The following is a 22,140-nucleotide window of genomic DNA, read 5'->3' on the forward strand; positions in this document are numbered from 1 at the left end:
TGTGTTGAACAAAGTAGTGGGAGAAAGCTTGTTATTCACTGAAATTCGGGAAGAGCATTTGGCGGATGTCCTTGATATTTATAACTACTATGTGCTGAACACCACGGTATCGTTTCACACGGAGCCCTTAAGTTTGGACGAAATGCGTCAATCCGTAATGAATGATGATCCGCGATTCAAATCGTACGTGATTTTATCCTGGGATAATATCATTCAGGGTTATGTGCTGATTGCTAGACATAAGAGTAAACCGGCTTATGATAGCTCTGGGGAGATCAGTGTGTATTTGAAACCAGCTTGTGTGGGTAAAAGAATAGGAGGGCATGCCTTACGCTTTATTGAAAAAAAGGCTGTCGAGATGGATTTTCATGTGTTAGTGGCTACTGTATGCTCAGAGAATGAGCGCAGTTGCCAACTTTTTCTGAAAAATGGATATGAACAATGTGCTTACTTTAAGGAGATTGGCTCTAAATTTGGCCGGAGGCTGGATATCGCCAGCTATCAAAAAATTTTAGGGGGAATCCAGATATGAAACTTGCGGAAGCGTTAGTGAATCGAAGTGATCTAACCCGTAAAATCGCGCAGCTAAAGCAGCGGCTGGAGCGAGTCGTTAAAGTTCAAGAGGGTGAGGAGCCGGCTGAACAACCTGAAGTTCTTTTGCAGGAGATAGAAAGAGCTGTGAATGAACAGACAATTCTGATCCGAGCGATCAATCGAACGAATTCATCCGTAGCCTTCAATGAGATTTGGAGTATCGCCGATGCGCTAGCGGAACGGGACAAAATGTTACAGCTACGGAAGCTGTTTAGCGATTTGCTCGAACAGGCTTCTATTACTCAGGATCGTTACAGCCGCACGGAGGTTCGTTTTCAGAGAACGGTGGATGTCGCTCAAATTCAGAAGCAGATGGATGAGCTGTCCAAAGCTTACCGCGAGTTGGATTTTAAGATTCAGGAGAAGAACTGGACGGTATCCTTGACAACACCGTAAAAAGATTTACCACAGCAGAAGGTAACTGATCTTCATAAAGGTGAACGCAGCCCGCCAACAGGGAAAGTTGGACCATCGACAGATGCCGGGCCATATCTGACCAAATTATAATTTAGCCCCGTACTGTTACAAATGTAAAGTGTACCTATTAATGTAACTACCGCGCGTTGATTTATGGAAGAACGGTGAGGGAGGGGACGGGGATATTTTTGCTGTGGTTTAGCTTTTTCATAACATGAAGTGGCGCTATTAGGATAGGTATATTCGTCATATATAATGTGAAAAAATGTCGAATAATGTTGAATTAAATGGATTAAAATTTGCATGAACGGCCTGTTTTGCCTATATTCACACTTGTTATCCTGTATAATTTACGAATACGCGGAGTCCTTAACCGCTGTTCAATTCTTAAGTTGATTATTCAGGGTGAGCGTGTGATTCAATGGTCTGAAATTTTTGGCCCTTGTCTCCTCATTCATTCTACTATTCCTTTTTATGAGAGAGAGAAGTGACAAATGACCATGAAATCAATTGCCTGGGTAACCGACAGTACAAGTATCATAGATCCGGAGTTCGCTAAGAATAATCATGTATATATTATTCCGTTACGGATTATTATCAACAACGAATGTTATAAAGAAAATATAGATATTACGATTGATGACTTCTATGAGAAAATGCGCCAGCATGAAAAGGTAGGCAGCTCACAGCCTCCAATCGGTGAGTTTATTGAGCTATATGAACGGCTGAAGGAAGAATACGATGAAATTATCGCTGTACATCTATCGTCAGAGCTTAGCGGCACCTACAATGCTTCGATGCAAGGCGCCGAAATAGCGGAGGCCAATGTGATTGGAATTGATGCCAAGGTTGGCGCTTATCCGATCCGGGAAATGATCATGCGCGGTATACATTGGCAGAAGAAGGGCTTTACTGGATTAGAAATTAAAGCGAAGATTGAAAATATTATTGAGAATATGTCCTTTTACTTAATTCCTGCAAGCTTGACACAGCTTCATCGCAGTGGACGTGTTTCTGGAACACAATTTGTACTTAGCCAATTGCTGCGCATAAACTTGCTGCTTCGTTTTGACGAAGGAAAGGTCGTTGTTGTGGAGAAAATCCGTACAATGAAGAAGACGCAACAGGCGCTTTTGGAGATATTTAAACAGGATGTAGGGCTTGTTAGTGATGTATGTATCATGCATTCTAATAATTTAGAGATGGCACTCAAGCTAGAAGAGGACATAAAAGCAATGGCGCCTGACTTACGAACTGAGATTATGACCTATATTCCTGCTGTGGCTGTTCATGCGGGTGAGGGTACTGTAGGGCTGTCCTGGATCAAGAACACTAGCATCAATAGTATTCATCCGAGTGCGCCTTTAGCCTTCCCTGAAGCAGTATTTGCATAGAGATGAACAAAGAAATCGCTCCTTGGGAGATGGATGGGTGACCACCATTGTACCAACAGGCGATTTCTTTTTTTTGAAGAAGTATGCTGTTATTTGATCGCACGACGACGGAACATTTGTCCAATTACATCACTTAGTACGAGTCCAGCTGCAATGGCTCCAGAGAGCATTAATGCCCGAACAGCGATTTCTACAGCCAGGGTATAGTCCTCTTCCACAAATTTACGCATAGCATCGTAAGCGAGACCACCCGGAACAAGCGGGATAATACCACCTACACTAAAAATAATAACCGGCATTTTGAAGGATCGCGCGAAAAATTGGCTGACGATGCCCACTATTACACTAGCTGCAAACGTAGCAACGACAGGCCCGAAATCTACATTAAGAAGCACATACACCATCCAGCCCACCATTCCGGCAAAACCACACTGTAGTAGTGAGCGCTTAGGCGCATTAAATAGAATACAGAAGGTTGCCGCGGCGATAAAACTGGTTATAAGTTGCAAAATCATGAAGGGCTAACCTCTTTCACATGGATATTAAAATAGTGATAGTACAAGCCCGATACCTGTACCGATCGCAAATGCAGTTAGAAAGGCATCGGCTCCCTTAGATATGCCTGAGACCAGATGGCCGGCCATCAGATCACGAACGGCATTGGTAATGAGTAGCCCGGGTACTAGAGGCATAACGGAGCCGATAATGATTTTGTCCATCTCTTGACCTATCCCCAGCTTTACAGAACAGAAGGCTAGAAGTCCGATCAGGAAGGAAGCAGAAAACTCTGCAAAGAATTTAGTCTGCACTAAACGATGCAAATAGATGACCGCAGCGAAGCCTAGTCCGGAAATCGGCAAGGCGGGGAGAGCATCCCACAAACTGCCTTTAAACATAACGGTGAAGCAAGCACCAGTAAGAGCGGCTGCTAAGATCTGCAGCCATACGGGATAGACAGGTGAGGCTTCATCGACTTCTCCTAATTTTGCACGAGCTTCCTCAGCTGTAATCTGACGTTCGCTTAGACGCCGAGAAATGTCATTGACCTCCGATACCTTCTGCAGATCTGTTGTCCGCTCCGCAATTCTGTATAACTTAACAGGTTCTATTCTATTTGTGGTGAACATAATAACGGTTGGCGTCACATAGCTATGTGCTCCTGGGAACCCGAGAGATCCTGCCATTCGTGTCATCGTATCTTCCACTCTGGATGTTTCTGCACCATTCTGCAGCATGATCTTGCCAGCAAGAAGACAGAGATCAACGATTTCATAATACGTAGTGTTAGTGTTGCTCGTGCTATCCAACTTCTCCGGTCCTCCTCTGGAATGTAATTATCTATGTTTACATATTTCGATTGTCGCTTCATCTACGTGAAAATAACAATCCCAATATAGCATTATAAACGATATGGTGTGTATTTTAATATAGTTTTTATTTATAGTGTCCGCCGATCTTTCCAGATCTGTCCTTAAGCTGCCCGGTATCTGTAAAAGAAGCTGCTCGCCCAATAATCGTCTCCCCGTATTTATTCTTGAGGGCATCGGTCGCACGTTCGAGTTCTCGATAGCGAGGGCGAGACTCAAATAGGGTCAGCTGGTACTGGCTTTCGTCAGATAGACTGGACAGGCTTAAGTGGATTCTACGCACAGGCTGACCGTCCCAGTGGAGTTTGAAGAGAGAAAGAGCTGCCTCATATACCAGCAGGGTGGCATTTGTAGGATCGCTCATTGTAGTCTGTCTTGAGAAGCCTATTGGGTCATCAAAGCTGGCACCTTGGCAGCCAATAGACACGACTGCACCATGCATTTTCAATTTGCGGCAACGTCTACATACAAGCTCAGATAGCTCAAGAATGATGGTCTTAATATCTTGCAGCTTATTGTAATCCCGTGGAAGCGTCATTTGGTGCCCGACACTTTTGGGTGCGACTTCATAGGTGCTTGGGCTCACAGGGCTGTCATCGATGCCATTGGCTATCCGCCAATATAGCTCGGCGTCGATATCGCATTTTTTGTGGAATTTCTCCCGCATGCGCCATTTTAGCTCGCTTAGCGGCATCTGCGCTAAATGGCCAATGGTTGAAATACCCATACTCTGGAAGTGGGCGGACATACGGCGACCTACCATGAACAGCTCGCTAATAGGGAGGGGCCAGAGCATATTCGAAAGCTCCTCGTGAGCGAGGGTGAATATACCATCCGCGTTCTTCTTGGCCCACAGGTCGCAAGCCATTTTGGCGGTAACCTTGGAATATCCTATGCCGATGCGCGCACGCACACCTGTGTTTCTACGAATTAGATCCTGAATGGCGGCAGCGATTTCCCTTGGACTGCCAAATAAGCTGAGGCTACCGCTGACATCAATAAACTGTTCATCGATAGAATAGGGCTCTACCTGGTCGCTAAACTTACGTAGAATATCTGTGATTTGAGAGGAGACATCGATATATTGCTGCATATGTGGTCTGACCACGATGACTTCGGGGCATTTTGCCAGCGCTTCCTTCAACGTCTCGGCGGTAGTAATGCCATAGGATTTGGCTATAGGGCAGGCAGCCAGCACAATACCGCTCCGTCTAGCTGGGTCTCCAGCAACGATCAGCGGCTTATTGCTGTACAGCGGATTAGAGGCTTTTTCTACGGAGGCATAGAAGCTTTGACAATCAGATAGCATAACGACACGCTCTTTATTCATAGGTTCACACGCTCCAGGTGAGGTAGAGGTACCTTATATTTTATCTCATTATTATAATACGAACATATGATCGTGTATATTCATATTTTCTTCCATTTATTTTTAGTTTCAAGGGTGCACAGACCTGTAGCCACACCCCCAGAGATAATCGTGAGGATGGAGTGGAAGAAGGTTTCCTTGGAAATCAGAATACCTCCAGCCCCGATAATAATGAAGTCCGTCAAAAAAATGATGAGTCCAAGATTTAGCGGGACATACCTTTTTATAAATTGTGCGAGCAGATCGGTGCCACCCGTACTTGCTTTAAACCGCAGCATAATCCCAAGTCCCGTTCCCATCAAAAAACCGCCAATAATGGCGCTAGAAATGGAACCAAACTCAAAATAATACAGAAAGTGATATTGGAAAGGACCGAGAAGCTCGATCAGAAAGGATGAAATCAATAGGCCGAGTACACTGTTGTAAAAGATATCGCGTTCCTTTAACCAAGCGAGCAGAAAGATAGGGAAGCTGCAGAGAATTATAGCTACGCCAATTTTAGCGTCGGATAAATAATTAATAATGAGGGCTATCCCTATTATTCCCCCATCCAGGATTTTATATGGTACGAGAAAAAAATTAGTTCCCGCAGCAACGAGTAAGCTTCCTAAAAGAATGATAAGGTATCTTAATGGCCGCATATTTAACATCTCCACATTAAAGGCATGTCTATAAATATGCTTGTCACTTCCAAAAAATTGCAGTTGAACAAAAAAACCTGATTATGAATCCGGCTTCCAAACCATCAAACCAAACAAACAACAACATCCTTCCTTACGTAGCGATTGTCCGTTTACGCTTAGCCAACTCATCGGACCACCGTAGTTAATTTCATTTTAATCAAGCTACTTATACATTCGGAGGATCGAGCAAAGTGATCTACATTGAGTTATAGGTAAGCGTGAGCAAGCGGAGTGTTGTCCAATCACATTAGCAAACGCATCTCATGAAACACAAGCCGCACATTTCCAATAATTTGAGACATGCGGCTGTGTTTTTAACGGGAGTAACGCTTACGGAAGCGAAGCGGAGAAATTCCAATCTGCTGAGCAAATCGACGCGAGAAGTAGGCGGCGCTCTCGAAGCCGGTACGTTCTGCGATTCCGGCTATAGAGAGCTCTGTCTTAAGAAGCAATAGCTTGGCTTGCACCAAGCGGTAATCCGTCAAATATTCCATTGGAGTCAGCCCATATACTCGTTTCATGCAGCGGGTAAGGTAGTTATAGTGAAAATGCAGTGCGTCCGCGAGTGAGGCATTGGAGAGAGGCTCCGTATAATGATTACGGATATAAGTCTCTGTCTGCTCTGCGATTTCCACCGCATGACTTTCTGATGTATCATGCTGTGCTAGATCCATCATCCGCAGCATTTCTTCAAATATCCGTTGCTGCTGCCAAACTGCGCTGGAACGCCGACCCGTAGACAGCTGTAATAGCATCTCGGCTTGTCCGCTCCGTTCAAAAGGGTCAGGGAGGGGGCCGAACTGTGACACTCGAATGGTATACGGATGAGTAAGAAACTGCCGAAAATGTGTCTCACGGTTAATATACACGGGTTCACCCTCAGAAATGGACCAAACTGCGAGGGTATGAAAATGAATCCATATGAATGAAGTGGTCTCTTCGCATGCCTTAACGGAATAATGATAGCGATCAGGTAGCAGAAGTAGAGTATGTCCCGCGGAAACCTCCCATTGATTATGTTCTTCACCGATAAATAGACAGCCTTGTTCTACAATAAGTAGATCAAATACCCCAATATGGCTTCTACTAGGATGCTGATCTCCTGGTTGATAAACCGTGCGATTGCATTCTAGAAAATAAGGAAATGGCGGCGCAGCGAAATGTATACATGAAGGGTCCATTTTGTAATTATCCCTCCTTTCTAAAGTGTGAAATAGTACAAAAAAGGGGTTGCTTCTGATTGTATTTTTAATCTATTCTACCCCCTATAATTACAATTAGCGAGTATGAAATAAGGCTGAGGGGAAGATGATGATGAACAAAAATATACAAGATCAAGAAGTTGTAAAAGATCAAACTGTTACCATTCAAGATGATTTCTGGGGCAGATACATTAGGCTGGTCCAGGACGTTGTTATCCCCTATCAATATGAAGCATTGCATGATAGAGCACCAGGAGCTGAACCCAGTCATGCCATTGCTAATTTTGAGATTGCTGCGGGCCGGAAGACAGGCGAGTTTTACGGCTGGGTATTTCAAGATAGTGATGTGGCTAAGTGGCTGGAGGCCGTTGGTTATTCCTTAAGCATCACACGTGATCCTGAGCTAGAGTGTCAAGCGGATGAAGTGATTGACCTCATTGGCGAGGCCCAGCAGGAAGATGGATACTTAAATACTTATTTTACGATAAAAGAACCGGGTAAACGCTGGACCAATCTGAACGATTGTCATGAGCTGTACTGTGCTGGACATTTCATTGAGGCTGCCGTTTCTTACTATGAAGCTACTGGCAAAAGAAAACTGCTCGACATCATGTGCCGGATGGTCGATCATATCGATTCTATATTTGGACCGGAAGAAGGCAAATTGCGGGGATATGATGGCCATCAGGAGATTGAACTCGCGCTCGTTAAGCTGTATCAATTGACAGGTGAGGAACGATATTTGAAGCTCAGCAGCTTTTTTATTAATGAGCGGGGTCAACAACCCAATTTCTTAAAGGAACAATGGGATAATTTGGGTGGCATCAATTTTTTCACAGGTCGGAAGGAAGTTCTTGATTTGAAATATTACCAGAGTCATCTTCCAGTAAGAGAGCAGGAGGTGGCTGTAGGCCATGCTGTACGTGCGGTTTATATGTATACTGCTATGGCTGATCTTGCCGCTATTACGGGAGATGAATCACTCCGTGAAGCATGCGAGAGACTGTGGAATAACATTACGAACAAGCAAATGTACATTACAGGCGGGATCGGCTCTACACATAGAGGTGAGGCGTTCACCTTTGATTATGATCTGCCAAACGATTCGGTGTACGCAGAGACTTGTGCTTCTATTGGGCTGATCTTTTTTGCACAGCGTATGCTGAGAATGTCACCGGATGCACGTTATGCCGATGTCATGGAGCGGGCGCTTTACAACAATGTGTTGGGCTCGATGGCACAGGATGGCAAGCACTATTTTTATGTGAACCCACTGGAAGTGTGGCCTCAGGCATGCAGTTGCAACCCCGAGAAACATCATGTGAAGTCTGAGCGTCAAGGCTGGTTTGGCTGCGCCTGCTGCCCTCCGAATGTGGCACGTCTACTGACTTCGCTCAATCAATATATTTACACGGTTCATGGCGATACACTTTATACGAATTTGTATATTGGAAGTGAGCTAAACACTAAGCTGAGTGGAACGGATGTTACGATTCATCAAGAGAGCAACTATCCATGGGTAGGCACAGTGTCAATGAAGATTAATCCTGAAGTAGATGCGGAGTTCGGGATTGCTTTGCGGATTCCATCGTGGAGTCTGGGAATGGAGATCAGAGTCAATGGGGAAGCGCTGAATACTGCTGAGAACATGGAGCAGGGATACCTCGTTATTCGGAGAATGTGGAGAGCAGGAGACATAATCGAAGTGAATGACCCAATGGAGGCACATCGCATTTACGCTCATCCCAATTTGCGTGCAGATGCACAAAAAGTAACGATTCAACGCGGACCGCTTGTGTATTGCCTTGAAAGTATCGATAATGGTGAGCCTTTAAGCTCTATTTCTTTAATAGAAGACAGTAAACTCACTGCGGTTTTTGATGACACTTTGCTTGGTGGTACTGTTGTTGTCGAGGCAGATGGACTACGTGTAGATCAAGAGGGCTGGAGTGGTGGACTTTACAGCAGAAAGAAAGCACCCCTTCAACCTGTTAAGGTTAAGGCTATTCCATATTACTTATGGGGAAATCGTGGCAGTGGCGAAATGAAGGTATGGATTCCGGAAGATAATCTGTAAGAGATAGGTAGGCAAAGATAGCGAGACTGGTTACTGTTTAACAGTATTCACTGATCGGGGCGGCCGTATTTTACAGCCTGTCCCTTTTTTTGATGAAGAGGTAGGTAGACACGTTACGCCCCCTGCGCATGTTCATCCTAGAATAATGTACTTTTGCAGGTTTTTTCGCCATATCGGATGGTTTCGGATAGCTGGAATTTACGCTTTATTGTAAGCTTTATTGTATGCTATATTTGATCGGGACAAGGTAGTTGATTATTTTACAGAACATATTGGAGGCATCACAATGAGCAAACGTTATCGAATTACGAGAGCTATGCAGAATGATGGAGATTCGGCACAAACGATATCTTTAGAAGAGTGCAAGCAGTATTTCGCGTCCAAACCTGATTTCACCTATACATCCGTTTTTACAGTAGCAGGCGCCACTACGATGACCATTGAAGGAGATTTCTTTATGTGGAGCTTTGGTGATGCTACAATCCCATTTAGACATTATCAAGGGGATATTTACGTGTCTGGCAGCAATGAAGCTGTAATCCCGAGAATGCTTGAGGTTGCGAGTGAGTTAAGAGCAGATGTTGTGGAAGGGTAAAAAAAGATGACCCCTGAAGAGCTCAGGAGTCATCTAGTGTTTAGTTTAGATCCGCTTAATCGTTCAAACGAACGGTTGAGCGGATTTTTTAAATAAAAGCATTAACCCAGTTGTACAACTACTTGGTGAACAGCGCCATCTCCAACAGGAGCGATGATGTTACCTTCTACAGCTACGCCATCCAGGGTAAGACTAGCTACACCTTTGGAGACATGGTTCGGGTTCTGGATTTGAATCACGTAAGTATCTCCACGGAAGACACGTGTGATTTCAAAGCTGTCCCACTCTGTAGGAATACAAGGATCGATCTTCAGACCATTGAAATCGGCTTGAATACCAAGGATCGATTGAGTGATGGCTACATAGTTCCATGCAGCAGTACCAGTCAACCAGGAGTTTTTAGCTTCCCCGTGACGAACGGCATCTTTCCCTGCGATCATTTGGGAGTAGACATAAGGCTCTGTGCGGTGAATTTCGCTGATATCCTCCAGGTAAGCAGGAGCAATTTTTGCGTAAATTTCAAACGCTCTGTCGCCATGTCCAAGGACAGTTTCAGCGATCATGATCCAAGGGTTATTGTGGCAGAAAATACCGGCATTTTCTTTGTAGCCCGGAGGGTACGTAGAAATTTCACCGAGGTTCAGATAGTACTTGGAATAGGGTGGCTGTTGCAATACGATACCGTATTTAGTATCCAAATGCTCTTGAACAGAAGACAGCGCTTTTTCGGCTTGGCCATCTTCCACACCGATACCAGCCATAACACAGATCCCTTGTGGTTCGATGAAGATTTTACCTTCTTCGTTTTCTTTGGAACCAATCTTGTCGCCATAGTGATCATAAGCGCGCAGGAACCAATCGCCATCGAAGCCGTGCGTCAGTGTGATTTCACGCATGTTGTCAATCTTAGCTTCAGCATCCACAGCTACATCGTTAAGTCCGCGCATCCGGCAGATTTCAGTATAGTCCGGTCCAACGAAGACGAACAAGCCTGCGATAAATACGGATTCCGCAACGCGGCCTTCGATGTTGGCAGTAGTTTGGAAAGATTCACCCGGCTCAGTAGAGAAGCAGTTGAGGTTCAAGCAGTCGTTCCAGTCTGCGCGCCCGATCAGTGGCAAGCCGTGAGGTCCGAGATTGTTAGTTACATGCTCAAAGGAACGTTTCAAGTGCTCAAACAGAGTAGCGGTGTTATCCGGATCGCTGTCAAAAGGAACCTGCTCATCAAGAATCGAAGTGTCGCCAGTTTCTTTAATGTAAGCAGCCGTTCCTAGGATCAACCAAAGCGGATCATCGTTAAAGCCGGTGCCGACTTCGTTGTTACCTTTTTTAGTGAGCGGTTGGTATTGGTGATAGGCACTGCCATCTTCAAATTGAGTAGCTGCAATATCAAGAATACGTTCTTTAGCACGTTCAGGGATTTGGTGCACAAATCCGAGCAAGTCTTGGTTGGAGTCGCGGAAGCCCATACCACGGCCAATACCAGACTCAAAGTAGGAAGCCGAACGGGACATGTTGAAGGTAACCATACATTGATATGGATTCCAGATGTTAACCATGCGATCCAGTTTCTCGTCGCCGCTTTGGATTTGATACTTAGACAGCAGATTATCCCAGTGAGCAGCAAGTGCAGCGAGTGCAGCGTCTACTTGAGCATCTGTAGCAAATTGCGCGATCATAGCTTCTGCTGGTTTTTTGTTGATTACGTTCAGGGATTCCCATTTATCTTCTTCAGGGTTCTCGATGTAGCCGAGCACAAAGATGAAGCTTTGTTCTTCGCCTGGTTCAAGCGTAATGTTCAGTGCATGTGATCCGATAGGGGACCAGCCGCTAGCTACGGAGTTAGTAGGTTCACCTGCAACTACAGCTTGCGGGCTTTCCAGACCGTTGTACATCCCTACGAAAGCTTCACGATCCGTATCGAAACCAGCGATTTCTTTATTTACGGAGTAAAAAGCATAGTGATTTCTGCGCTCACGATATTCTGTTTTGTGATAGATAACGGAATCCTTCACTTCAACCTCACCAGTGCTGAGATTGCGTTGGAAGTTGGTCATATCATCTTGTGCATTCCAGAGACAGAATTCGGCAAAAGAGAACAGTTTCACGGACTTTTTAGCGGAGCCAGTGTTCTTCACGACAAGACGATGAACTTCAGCATTATGACCCATAGGTACAAAAGCAAGCTGGTTCACAGAAATTCCGTTCCGTTCGCCAGTAATGGAAGTGTAACCAAGACCGTGACGGCATTCGTAGAAGTCGAGATCGCGTTTTACGGGCATCCAGCCTGGGGTCCAGAAATCACCATCGTCATAAAGATAGTAGTAGCGGCCGCCAGTATCCAGTGGGATATTGTTGTAACGGTAGCGGGTCAATCTTCTGAGACGAGCGTCTCTATAAAAGGTGTAACCACCAGCTGTATTAGAAATAAGTCCGAAAAATTGCTCATTACCAAGATAGTTAATCCAAGGGTAAGGGGTTTTAGGTGTGTTAATTACATACTCTTTACGAGTGTCGTCAAAGGTACCGAATTTCATGTGAGAAAGTCTCCTTTCGATTGTGAACGCGCGTTTATAAGTTTCAGAAAAAATTCCCTCGAGGGAAGGGAGTTTTTTTCATTGGCTTCAAGCAGGATAATTAAACAGTAACTTCAATCATCGGTACCGAATCATAGCAGCTTCACGAAAAAATATGTAGATTTCTTCAGTGAAGAATTGATCCTAAGCTATTTCTTCGGCGGTTGACAGGAATCTCTCTCCACTAAACGAGCTGGAAAGCTGATCGTGCTGAACGTAGGTTGCTGTGAATCACACAGCTCGATTACTTTTTCAACTGCAGCCTTAGACATTTCATAGATCGGCAAGCGTACAGAGGTCAGCTTAGGCTGGATACGGGATGCTAGCTGAATGTCATCAAATCCGGCAATGGAGATATCCTCAGGGATAATGATTCCGTGCTCGGAGAACGCTTCCATCGCTGATATAGCCATATCATCGTTGGAGGAGAAGAAGGCCGTTGGCAAAGATTCTCCAGAAGCAAGAAGCTTCTTGACCTCTTCATAAGCAGTCTCTTTCAGAAAATCACCTTTCAGAATAAATCTCTCATTTACAGGCAGGCCATGTTTCTTCAGCGTATCTTCATAAGCCGTATAACGCTCTCGTCCAGAGTACGTATTCATTTGCCCACAGATGATGCCAATCTCTTGATGACCCTGAGAGATCAAATATTCAATTGCTTCTGTGGTGCCCTCGTAATCTTTGGAGTTCACAATGGCCAGATGATTGCGGTCCAGATGCTCCGACATAATCTCAGAAATATCATAATCAATTAATACGAGAGGAGAGTCGAGCCCTACCATTTCTCGGACGATATTAATATCCTTTTGAGTGCCGACAATGATACCGCCGTCAATCCGTTTTTGGAGAAAAGCTTGCTTTACCTTGATGAAATCGTCGGGAGAGTACACCGTATGAATCAGTACATAACATCCGCGGGCATTCGAGGTGTCGACTACGGCATCAACGAATGGAGCAAAGTAATTGTTTTGATAAATTCGGGTAGTATTCTCCTTCTCGTTCATACTGATGGCGAAGAGTCCGATCGTATCGGTCTTCTTACCGGCTAAAGCCCTTGCAAAGCTGTTCGGTTCGTACTGATGTTGCTCAATCACCCGCAGCACTTTGGCCCGGGTCTCTTCAGGGACGTTAGAATAATTGTTGATCACGCGGGATACCGTACTTCGGGAAACCCCGGCCAACTTAGCTATGTCTTCGCTGCGCATGTTTCCCCTCTTTTCATAAACGCGCGTTTATGAGTTTATTGTAAGCGAAAGCATGGTATAAATCAATCGTAAATAAAAAGAAATTTGTGAGGAAGGGAAGAAACTAGTTAATAGTTTGTATAAGATTTTTGCGGAGAAAGTGCATTGAAAGCTATAAAAGTCATGCTACTATTGTGATAATGATTATTGAGAATGATAATCAATGAAAATATAGCATTGGAGTGAAGGGATAATGGTAAGATGGGGTCGGAAGTTTTTATGGTCAGCAGTACTTATTATGGCATTGACCGCGCTGGCGGCATGCGGAACGAATAGCAATACTACGAAAGATAATGTTGCTAAAACAGAGAATGCAGAGGAATCAACCTCAGCTAGCAGCACACCGAGCGAAGGAAGTGCAAATGCTTCGGAAGAGGTTGCAACTCGGACGATTACAGGGGAATTCGGAGATGTTGAGATTCCAGTCAACCCTAAACGGGTGGCCGGGATTTACCTTGAAGATTATTTGAAGGCATTGGGGATTACCCCGGTGGTTCAGTGGTATCATCCAAGCTGGGGCAAACAGGATTACTTAAATCTTGATGTGCCAGAATTTGATATTACCGGAAGCTTGGAAGCGTTATTGGAGAAAGACCCTGACTTGATTATTGCGGACGGAGGCGCGGATGCGGCGAGGTATGAACAATATTCCAAGATAGCACCAACGTATCGTCTCCCTGAGGCGGCGCTGCAGGACTCAAGACAAGTGCTTACAGCGATTGCAGATGCGCTCGGTATTCCGGAGAAGGCTGAGACTGTACTCGCCGAGTATGATCAGAAAGTGGCAGATGGAAAAGCTAAACTGCAACAAGCTCTGGGGCAAGAAAAAGTAGCAGTGATCCGGCTCAACGTAGCGGATAAGACCTTTGCTTTGTTCGGTGTTAAAAACCGTTTTATCGGTGTGATTTATTCTCAATTTGGCCTGACACCCGTGCCTATGGCTGCAGAAATGACCGAATATCAATCTATTATTTCCGAAGAGCTTATTCCTCAGCTCGAAGCGGATCATATCATCGTATTCCCTGACAACGGGGGCTGGGATACTGAAGGGAATCAGGAAGCGATCCAAATTCTTGATGGGCCGCTGTGGAAGAGCCTGCCCGCAGTGAAGAACGGGAATGTTTATAGAATGGAACGTTCCCATTGGCAGACTGGTGCCATCACAGCCAATTCGATGAAGCTTGATGAACTGCTGGAAGCTATGGTGAAATAAACGGCAGCCGCCTTGAAGGAATAGCAAAAAGAAGGTCTATCAGCACCCTTGATAGACCTTCTTTTTTGTTTTACACTGAAGTGAATGAAAATGATTCTCAATTGGGGGCGGAAGAATGGCAAAAGATTTGCAAGACAGCAATAGAAGGAAGCTATTCTATAGCTTGATAAATATAGAGACCCAATCCCTGTCAGTAAGCGGACAGAGTGAAGTATTTCAGGATCATACGCTACTCATTGTATCGGAAGGACAGGGGTACGTTGAGGCTGAGTCGAGGCAGTTTCCACTGGAAAAAGGTACTGGGTTCTTGTTCGAACCTGGGTTATTAAGCAAAATCAATGCCGAGGAGCGGGGGCTTAGCTTTTATCGGCTTACTTTTGAAATCATCGAAACCGGGGAAAACAGGCAGAGTGAAATAGAAAGAAGGACTAAAGAGGACATCCTTCGATCTGGGTTGTTAAGCTGTAGACCCTTTTCACAATGTAAATTATTGCTAGAGGCTATCTACAATAGCCGTAGAAGCACAGATGAGATCGAATGGTTCGCAGGCCATACGCGCTTTCAGGAGCTGCTGCTGTTAATCATGCGTGCAAATTCCTCTGTCGTTCAGATCACAGGTGATCATGAGGCAATCCAGCGTTCCATTCACTATATGGAGGAACATTATAATCAAGCTGTAACCGTCGATCAACTGGCTGAAGTTGCAGGCATTACACGTGCGCGCTACACACAAACCTTTAAAGAAGTGACAGGGCGGATTCCCTTGGAGCATTTGAACGGGCTTCGTATCGAAAGGGCGCAGCAGCAGTTGCTGCTCACGAATGACCGCTTACATGAAATCGCGTTATCCGTCGGGTACAGCAATGAGTATTATTTTAATCGGCGTTTTAAAAGATCGGTTGGTGTTACGCCCGGCCAATACAGAAGCTTCCATCAGGATGGAATGAGGGTGTTCGCTCCTTTTTTGGAAGATTATCTGCTGGCTCTAGATATTACTCCTGTGGCGCAATATTCTCACGCTGAGTGGGGGAAGCAAGAGTACCTGGCTCTCCATGATGTGCCTGCGGTAGATATTTCGACTCGTAATTGGCAGGAGCTCTCCCGGTATACGCCCGAATTGATCTTGCTGGATAATGGCTTTCATCGCTGGCATCTGGAGGAGTGCAGCCGGATCGCTCCGTTGTTCAAGCTGCCTGTTCATCAAGAGGATTGGCGTGCCACATTATATTCTGCAGCAGCGGTCTTTGGCAGAACGGAGCGTGTCCAGGAAGTGATTGGCAATTATGAGCATCGGGCACAGCAAGCCAAGCAGCTGCTTACCCGTTCCGTCCATAGTCAGACCATCGCTTGTTTAAGAATCTCAGTCTACGGAATCACTCTCTATGGATGTGAGCATTTGGGGTATACAGGTAGCGTGCTTCATCATGATTTGGGCTTGCAGCCCCACAGCTTGGTTCGGAAGTTGACCCGTGGAAAGAATCGGGTGAACCTGACAAAAGAAGAGCTTGCCAATCTGACGGCGGACCATTTGTTTATTACCTTTGATCAGCTTGAAGGGGGAGGACGGGAACTGCTGGATACACAACTCTGGTGCAGCTTGCCTGCTGTGCGTAACGGTTGCGTATATGAGGTGGATTTTATGGCCTGGATGAATTACGGCGTATTGTCGCATCAGCGCAAGATTGAGGATGTATTAAGAGCGTTAGGATAAGTCAGAAGCTAGACCAGATAAAAAAGAGGACAATAAGTGCCACTATACTGCTGACGCGGGTCATTAATAAATAAGCCTCACTCGGCTCAACGTCGCCTTTGATCATCCAACCGTATCTCATGTACCATCCGAATCGTGGGAACAAGATGTTAAGTAGCGCTAACAGAACAAAGAGGAAAATAAAAAAGCCCATGATTTATCACTCCTTTATGTAATGTATACGCGAAACTGTGTGGAGGGTGTCCCGATTCATGTGTGAGTTTCCATATATTTATTTAATCTTATGTAATATAGACTGATAAAAAATGGAATTTCCTAAGGAGCGGATAAATCGTATGGAACACACAGGTCTTTTTTTCGGAGGGGGAGTAGGTGTTTTGTTCTTTTTAATTTGGATGATATCCATTGGCTTGGGAATCTACTTTTTCGTCCTGCTTGTAAAATTGACACGTAGAGGAATAGTGGCTTTAGATTTATATATCTACGCTAAAAATCATGAAATACGTACTCGTTATGAGTCGGTTCCAGACAGGTCTGAGGAAATTTAAGGCCATTAAATGATCAATGATACTTAGAGTATGAGATACCCTAGCACCTTATCAGGTTGTTGGGGTATTTTTGTGGAAATATTCAGGACTGTGCTATCGATGAGGTATGTTTAGCGGTGTACTGTTGTGTTTACATAACAAAGAGTTCGTTAAATAAAAATGGTTTTCTAAAAATAAAGGAGGAATTGATCGATGTCTAACCAATATACGATGCAAGATCCTACCACTCAGTACATCAAGGCAGGACCTGAATTTCAACAGCAGCAACAAGAGCCGGGGCTCCAGAAGAAGATGAATCCCGTACCTGATACAGGTGAAGATACCTATCAAGGCACCGGACGTCTGACAGGTCGAAAAGCGATTGTTACAGGGGCGGACAGCGGGATAGGTCGTGCCGTTGCGATTGCTTTTGCTCGTGAAGGCGCAGATATTGTTTTATCCTACATGCCGGAGGAAGAAGAAGATGCTAAAGAGGTTCTCAAGCTGGTGCAGGAAGCAGGACGTACCGCAATCGCCATTCCAGGTGATCTAAAAGATGAGGAATACTGTGAACAGCTCGTCGATACTGCGGTTAAGCAGCTAGGAGGAATTGATATTTTAGCCAATATCGCGGGCAAGCAGCAATTCGTCCCCGATATTGCTGATCTTACTACCAAGCATTTTGACGATACCTTTAAGACGAATGTGTATGCCATGTTCTGGCTGTGCAAAGCGGCAGTGAAGCATATGCAACCAGGCAGCACCATCATCAACACTTCTTCCATCCAAGCCTATAACCCCTCGCCGATTCTATTGGACTACGCGACGACCAAGGCTGCTATCAATACATTCAGTAAATCTCTCGCCCAGCAAGTCGCTGATAAGGGGATTCGAGTTAATGTAGTGGCTCCAGGTCCTGTATGGACACCTCTTCAAGTGGTGGGTGGACAACCGGAAGAGGTGCTGAAGGAGTTCGGTGCGAACACACCACTAGGTCGTCCGGGACAGCCTGCAGAGATGGCTCCGGCATATGTATTTCTTGCTAGCCAGGAATCAAGCTATATCAGTGGCGAAACGCTAAATGCCAACGGAGGAACTCCAACCCCATAAAAATACTCTGCCGAATATGGATATAGTAAAATATCAGCGAATCATACAAATACAAAGTACCCTACTAATTTTAGCTGTGGGGTGCTTTTGTTTTTATATGGAGTAAGGTGTATTATAGATTTTGAACCTATTTATTCCATTTAATGCATAGAATATTATCTACATATGATCAAGATTGTCGAATACATAGATTTCCTGCGATTACCCGAGAAATATTTGAGTTGGTATAAGGTTTAGAGTTTAGTATAGAACATAGAAAGAATTAGGAGCTGTATTATGCGTAAAAAGAAAATAGCAATACTCATCATTTCCTTTGTAATGATCATGGCGTGTTTTTCATCAGGAGCAGTTTTTGCGGATAAAGAAAACGGAGCTGTAATGGATAGTGGAACAAAGGAAAGGCTGATGGAAAAGTATGATCTTGCAGAGCCTGAACTTATAAATCCAAAATCACTTTGGAGCCAAAGTGATTTTGGAGTCAGTAACCCTATTGCTATATTTGTAAGTATCAGTAGGTTATATCTGAACCCATATGTTTTTGCTGCGCAAGAAATGATTAATCATTTGATGGACCGAAGCCGTCAACATTAATGACCCATGAGAGGGTCATTTTTTAATAAGAGATAAATTAATCGCTCGTTACTTGTATATCTTTCAAAATATAATCCCAGCTAGCATAATCGTTCATATCATCAGGAAATTCTAACACACAAATATGATTAATATTCCAATGGATTTCTCGTACTGATGTTAATTCACGAACGGGATAAAGGATAAGGACAGTGAATTCGTTCGGCTTTAATATATCAGACAAAATCGCTTGTAGCTCTACAGCCTGTTCGTATGTGGCGAACCATCTAATGAATAGAATTTTTTTACTGCATAGTAATTTGTCCCAAAATCTCTTAATTCGTAGATCCAGCTTTGCTTTATAAGATGGATAGGTCGTAGACCAATGCTTACCCAAGGTGATTGGAAAATCATGTACCGAGATAATGTTATAAAAGGTATCCTGAATAAAATATGATTTCACTAAAGCATTTTTGTTCCCATTAGGATAAGCAGGTACGCCATCCTCTAGAAAAAAATGTGTCTCCTCGAGCATTTGCAGATTTGTTAACTCCATGAAATTCTGAAATCTATTTTTATAAAGTCTGTTTACATCAGTTAATGAATAAGAAATCATCCAGTCGAGAGGCATGGAGAATGTTCTCAGGTTATTTCTTTGCATATTTATAGCAGGAGCACAAGACATACCTAAGCTTACAATTAAATCATAGCTCTTTTTTACATCTTGTAAGTTCATGGACTCACCTAATTTCAATCAGATTCAGATTCTATTTAACGCTAAAAAAAGAGCAGCAACTTAACTGCCCCTTAAAAATATTAATGGCGTTGTAGCAGCAAATAGCCGCTAATCCTTGAAGTTTTTTTACGAAATACCACTTTAAAACCAACGTCATTATCTAATAAACAAGCTAAGGCGGTGTCAAGTAGCCCGTTGGGTCTTAAGCTAGGTCGACAAGGCTCAGCATTTCCAATGATGCGGACAGAAATAATCCTACGCGCAGAGCCACGAACCAAAGGATTTTTGCTCCAAGTGATCAACACTAAATCAGGTTGACGAGTTGCCATTCTGATTCACCCCTTTCTATTAAGCTTCTCTATATAAAATGCACAATAGATTGTAATGTGCTAAACAGAAGCGGAGTGAGTGTGAGGAAGTATTCTGTCAAGTGTATGGACTAAAAACAAGAGTTACTCTTGTTTAATTTAGGTTTTCAGAATACAATAAAGTAAATTTATGGTATGTTCGACTAGTATAACTTGATGACCTCAAGGGAGTATATATTTCATAATACCGTACGCGAGGAGTATTTGATCAATGATCAAATACTTTTTTATTATCGTTAATAAGAAGCTAAATAGGGGGACATGATGAATGAAGATAGGGAAACCGATTAGAAAGAAAGTATACGGTTTTATTTTGCAAGACAATGAAGTTGGAGTAAAAACCTTATTAGTTTATCTGAATGTACCAGAAGTACCCTTTAGATTAGTAGGTGGTAATGTCGATGCCGGGGAAACAGAAGAAGAAGCCTTATTCAGGGAAATTCAAGAAGAAAGTGGACTTAAACAATTTAAATTAGTAAAGAAAATAGGAACACAATATCATTATAAGGATTATATAGAAGCAAATGTTGAAAGACATGACTATCTTCTGATTCCAGAAACAAGATTACCTGAAAAGTGGAGATTCACTGGAGAGGGTGAAGGAGAAGACTGTGGAACTGTTTTTAACTACCAGTGGATAAAACAAGATGAAATATACTTATTAGATAAAGAGTTTAGAGAATATATGTCGGAAAAATATATACAAGAATTGTTCGGGAATGGATAGGAGGTAACTATCATGTCCATTATATGATCCTTACTCTGAGGTGATAGATATGAATAATCGTAAAATCTTCTCTTTTCTTCCTTTGATCATATTTTTATTTATAATATGGTACCTTTTGATGGCAGGTACATCTGCTGTTGTTAATGTAGTGTCAGTAGATAAAAGAGAAATAGTAGTACAAAATATGAGCAGTGATCAAACTACAATCACAATCCCAAAAGGAATATTTAAGTTGATTAATATAAATGAGGAGTACTATGTTTCCTATAATAGTAGAATAGGGCAAAAACCTTTTTTAACTTCAATAGAACCAAGTGCTAAATGATTATTGGAAGCAGATTTAACAATAGAACTTATGAATGAAACGGCTGATATATAAAGCTTGAAATTGGTGGGATTACTTTGCGTGTAGTTAAGCATATTATGTTATGGTTTGTTTCGACGATTTTATTCACCTTGGCCACTTTTGGATTAGAGCTATGGGAAGGAAATAAAATCAACACGACTGAATACTATGGGGTTCAAAATATAGGGTTTGTTTTTATTTTCTTAGCATTTCTTTTTTCAGCCCTTCTTTACCCAATTATAATTTTTCCTTTCTCTTGGGTTGTTCACAAATCCTTTGGTATTGCCGGTACCATTTATGTCTTGGTGGATTATTATCTTGATCAGAGGAGTTGAATAAATGAGTTATTTTGAAAGAGTTAATAAAATATCAAACATTTTATTTTGTGTTTTTGGATTGTTTTTTATTTTGATTATAATTTTCTTTTCTACTAGCAGCTTCTCAGAAATCTTGCGTTATAATTTCACAAATGACTTAAGAGGAGCACTGATCACAGTCATTTGTTTTATGATCTCTTTATTTTCACTTGTACTGGGCATTACTTTGAAATGTCTTGTAAAAGACTCTGATGAAACGATCCAGCTTATCGCCACAAGAATAAAGTAGTTGTTGAAATTTCAGCATGTATAACAAATCCCTGCAACCTGAGGGGTTGGCAGGGATTTATTTTTATCTAAGAATTGGATAATTTATCTACCTCATCACTAAAAGCATCCTGGTACTGATTGAATATTCCTGTATCTAATTTAGTGGTAGCATCATTTGCTATAGGAGGAGTATCTTGGATTTGCTTGTACATACGATCAATCTCACCAGAGAGCTTAGACCAGATGTTTTTAATTGAATCGTATTTTGCACCCAGGTTGTTGATGTAATTATCGTATTCTAATTTTGTACTCATCGCTTTTCCTAATTGTTCAATTGTAAAATCTATATCTATGGCTTCACCTGTAGAGCTAGTTCCTGAACTTGCATACCAACTGATATCAACAAATCCAACATTCCAAATATCTGAAATGACAAAATTACTAATTTCTTTAAGTGTCGCTTCAGGAGACTGTTCAGTTGTACCTGAATCAGATGTGTTATTTACAGGCTTTTTGAAGAATTTTCTCATTTCGTTAAAGGGTTCTTTATTCTTGTCATTAGACGAATATCCCCAACCAATTTTATCATCCTTAATAAAAATTATAAGTTCACTACTGGAGGACGACTTTTCACCTTGAATTAGGACGATTTTATCTTTTCCACCATCTTTGTCTGTATAATCAGCTGATTCTATTATAGGAATGGTAATCTATGTATGATGAAACC

At 43.0% G+C, this 22,140-nt stretch carries 23 protein-coding genes; 12 read left to right on the forward strand and 11 right to left on the reverse strand.

What is annotated here, in order from left to right:
- Window position 1: 1 nt before the first annotated feature.
- From MHB64_RS12095 to MHB64_RS12105, 3 genes are all read left to right on the forward strand, one after another.
- Window positions 2-532, forward strand: coding sequence for a GNAT family N-acetyltransferase (locus MHB64_RS12095; protein ID WP_256989874.1), 531 nt, complete (start codon window positions 2-4; stop codon window positions 530-532).
- Window positions 529-990, forward strand: a complete 462-nt coding sequence (locus MHB64_RS12100; RefSeq protein WP_341134501.1) for a DIP1984 family protein — start codon at window positions 529-531, stop codon at window positions 988-990. Before MHB64_RS12095 ends, MHB64_RS12100 begins: the two co-directional genes overlap by 4 nt.
- Before the next feature lie 521 nt (window positions 991-1,511).
- The gene (locus MHB64_RS12105) at window positions 1,512-2,405 is read left to right on the forward strand and encodes a DegV family protein (RefSeq protein WP_094871411.1); all 894 of its coding nucleotides are present in this window, start codon (window positions 1,512-1,514) and stop codon (window positions 2,403-2,405) included.
- 89 nt (window positions 2,406-2,494) lie between these two features.
- Here the strand turns inward: MHB64_RS12105 and MHB64_RS12110 are convergent, their stop codons facing one another.
- The 5 genes from MHB64_RS12110 to MHB64_RS12130 all read right to left on the reverse strand — a co-directional run bounded on the left by MHB64_RS12110 (window position 2,495) and on the right by MHB64_RS12130 (window position 7,005).
- Window positions 2,495-2,920, reverse strand: coding sequence for a threonine/serine exporter family protein (locus MHB64_RS12110; protein WP_094871344.1), 426 nt, complete (start codon window positions 2,918-2,920; stop codon window positions 2,495-2,497).
- 27 nt (window positions 2,921-2,947) lie between these two features.
- Window positions 2,948-3,712, reverse strand: coding sequence for a threonine/serine exporter family protein (locus tag MHB64_RS12115; protein ID WP_042187254.1), 765 nt, complete (start codon window positions 3,710-3,712; stop codon window positions 2,948-2,950).
- A gap of 127 nt (window positions 3,713-3,839) precedes the next feature.
- On the reverse strand, window positions 3,840-5,102 hold the full coding sequence (locus MHB64_RS12120) for a DNA polymerase IV (protein ID WP_341134502.1): 1,263 nt from the start codon (window positions 5,100-5,102) through the stop codon (window positions 3,840-3,842).
- A gap of 80 nt (window positions 5,103-5,182) precedes the next feature.
- Window positions 5,183-5,791 (reverse strand): YitT family protein, encoded by a 609-nt coding sequence (locus MHB64_RS12125; protein WP_094871412.1) that lies wholly within the window; start codon window positions 5,789-5,791, stop codon window positions 5,183-5,185.
- Window positions 5,792-6,138: 347 nt separating this feature from the next.
- Entirely contained in the window at window positions 6,139-7,005 is an 867-nt protein-coding gene (locus tag MHB64_RS12130) for a helix-turn-helix transcriptional regulator (protein WP_341134503.1), read from the reverse strand.
- Between the two features lie 133 nt (window positions 7,006-7,138).
- Between MHB64_RS12130 and MHB64_RS12135 the strand changes: the two genes are divergently transcribed.
- Window positions 7,139-9,103 carry a glycoside hydrolase family 127 protein gene (locus MHB64_RS12135; RefSeq protein ID WP_341134504.1) on the forward strand — a complete coding sequence of 655 codons (1,965 nt, stop codon included), beginning with the start codon at window positions 7,139-7,141 and terminating at the stop codon, window positions 9,101-9,103.
- A 286-nt stretch (window positions 9,104-9,389) separates the two neighbouring features.
- Window positions 9,390-9,698, forward strand: coding sequence for a hypothetical protein (locus tag MHB64_RS12140; protein WP_094871350.1), 309 nt, complete (start codon window positions 9,390-9,392; stop codon window positions 9,696-9,698).
- A 101-nt stretch (window positions 9,699-9,799) separates the two neighbouring features.
- Here MHB64_RS12140 and MHB64_RS12145 read toward each other — a convergent pair whose 3' ends face one another.
- Together MHB64_RS12145 and MHB64_RS12150 are read right to left on the reverse strand one after the other, a co-directional pair.
- On the reverse strand, window positions 9,800-12,235 hold the full coding sequence (locus tag MHB64_RS12145) for a GH36-type glycosyl hydrolase domain-containing protein (RefSeq protein ID WP_341134505.1): 2,436 nt from the start codon (window positions 12,233-12,235) through the stop codon (window positions 9,800-9,802).
- A gap of 188 nt (window positions 12,236-12,423) precedes the next feature.
- Entirely contained in the window at window positions 12,424-13,479 is a 1,056-nt protein-coding gene (locus MHB64_RS12150) for a LacI family DNA-binding transcriptional regulator (protein WP_341134506.1), read from the reverse strand.
- 232 nt (window positions 13,480-13,711) lie between these two features.
- Here MHB64_RS12150 and MHB64_RS12155 point away from each other — a divergent pair, with 232 nt between their 5' ends.
- Window positions 13,712-14,731, forward strand: a complete 1,020-nt coding sequence (locus MHB64_RS12155) for an ABC transporter substrate-binding protein (RefSeq protein WP_341134507.1) — start codon at window positions 13,712-13,714, stop codon at window positions 14,729-14,731.
- A 115-nt stretch (window positions 14,732-14,846) separates the two neighbouring features.
- On the forward strand, window positions 14,847-16,442 hold the full coding sequence (locus MHB64_RS12160) for a helix-turn-helix domain-containing protein (RefSeq protein ID WP_341134508.1): 1,596 nt from the start codon (window positions 14,847-14,849) through the stop codon (window positions 16,440-16,442).
- A 1-nt stretch (window position 16,443) separates the two neighbouring features.
- Here MHB64_RS12160 and MHB64_RS12165 read toward each other — a convergent pair whose 3' ends face one another.
- Complete coding sequence (locus MHB64_RS12165; protein ID WP_341134509.1) at window positions 16,444-16,635, reverse strand: DUF6199 family natural product biosynthesis protein; 192 nt, start codon at window positions 16,633-16,635, stop codon at window positions 16,444-16,446.
- Between the two features lie 547 nt (window positions 16,636-17,182).
- Here MHB64_RS12165 and MHB64_RS12170 point away from each other — a divergent pair.
- Together MHB64_RS12170 and MHB64_RS12175 are read left to right on the forward strand one after the other, a co-directional pair.
- Window positions 17,183-18,079: an SDR family oxidoreductase gene (locus MHB64_RS12170; RefSeq protein WP_094871361.1), complete on the forward strand. Its 897-nt coding sequence runs from the start codon at window positions 17,183-17,185 to the stop codon at window positions 18,077-18,079.
- Between the two features lie 276 nt (window positions 18,080-18,355).
- Window positions 18,356-18,670: a hypothetical protein gene (locus MHB64_RS12175; RefSeq protein ID WP_341134510.1), complete on the forward strand. Its 315-nt coding sequence runs from the start codon at window positions 18,356-18,358 to the stop codon at window positions 18,668-18,670.
- Between the two features lie 37 nt (window positions 18,671-18,707).
- On the opposite strand, the gene MHB64_RS12180 is transcribed toward MHB64_RS12175, so the two are convergent.
- Window positions 18,708-19,385: a DUF1796 family putative cysteine peptidase gene (locus MHB64_RS12180; protein ID WP_094871364.1), complete on the reverse strand. Its 678-nt coding sequence runs from the start codon at window positions 19,383-19,385 to the stop codon at window positions 18,708-18,710.
- Between the two features lie 80 nt (window positions 19,386-19,465).
- Window positions 19,466-19,714: a hypothetical protein gene (locus MHB64_RS12185; RefSeq protein WP_094871366.1), complete on the reverse strand. Its 249-nt coding sequence runs from the start codon at window positions 19,712-19,714 to the stop codon at window positions 19,466-19,468.
- 307 nt (window positions 19,715-20,021) lie between these two features.
- On the opposite strand from MHB64_RS12185, the gene MHB64_RS12190 reads away from it, so the two are divergent.
- From MHB64_RS12190 to MHB64_RS12200, 3 genes are all read left to right on the forward strand, one after another.
- Entirely contained in the window at window positions 20,022-20,480 is a 459-nt protein-coding gene (locus MHB64_RS12190; protein ID WP_341134511.1) for an NUDIX domain-containing protein, read from the forward strand.
- A 49-nt stretch (window positions 20,481-20,529) separates the two neighbouring features.
- Window positions 20,530-20,805: a hypothetical protein gene (locus tag MHB64_RS12195; protein ID WP_341134512.1), complete on the forward strand. Its 276-nt coding sequence runs from the start codon at window positions 20,530-20,532 to the stop codon at window positions 20,803-20,805.
- A 77-nt stretch (window positions 20,806-20,882) separates the two neighbouring features.
- The gene (locus tag MHB64_RS12200) at window positions 20,883-21,161 is read left to right on the forward strand and encodes a hypothetical protein (protein WP_341134513.1); all 279 of its coding nucleotides are present in this window, start codon (window positions 20,883-20,885) and stop codon (window positions 21,159-21,161) included.
- 338 nt (window positions 21,162-21,499) lie between these two features.
- On the opposite strand, the gene MHB64_RS12205 is transcribed toward MHB64_RS12200, so the two are convergent.
- Window positions 21,500-21,943, reverse strand: coding sequence for a hypothetical protein (locus tag MHB64_RS12205; RefSeq protein ID WP_341134514.1), 444 nt, complete (start codon window positions 21,941-21,943; stop codon window positions 21,500-21,502).
- Between the last annotated feature and the right edge of the window lie 197 nt (window positions 21,944-22,140).

The organism is Paenibacillus sp. FSL K6-2859 (genome assembly GCF_038008265.1).
GTDB classification, from domain to species: Bacteria; Bacillota; Bacilli; order Paenibacillales; family Paenibacillaceae; genus Paenibacillus_AQ; species Paenibacillus_AQ nitricinens.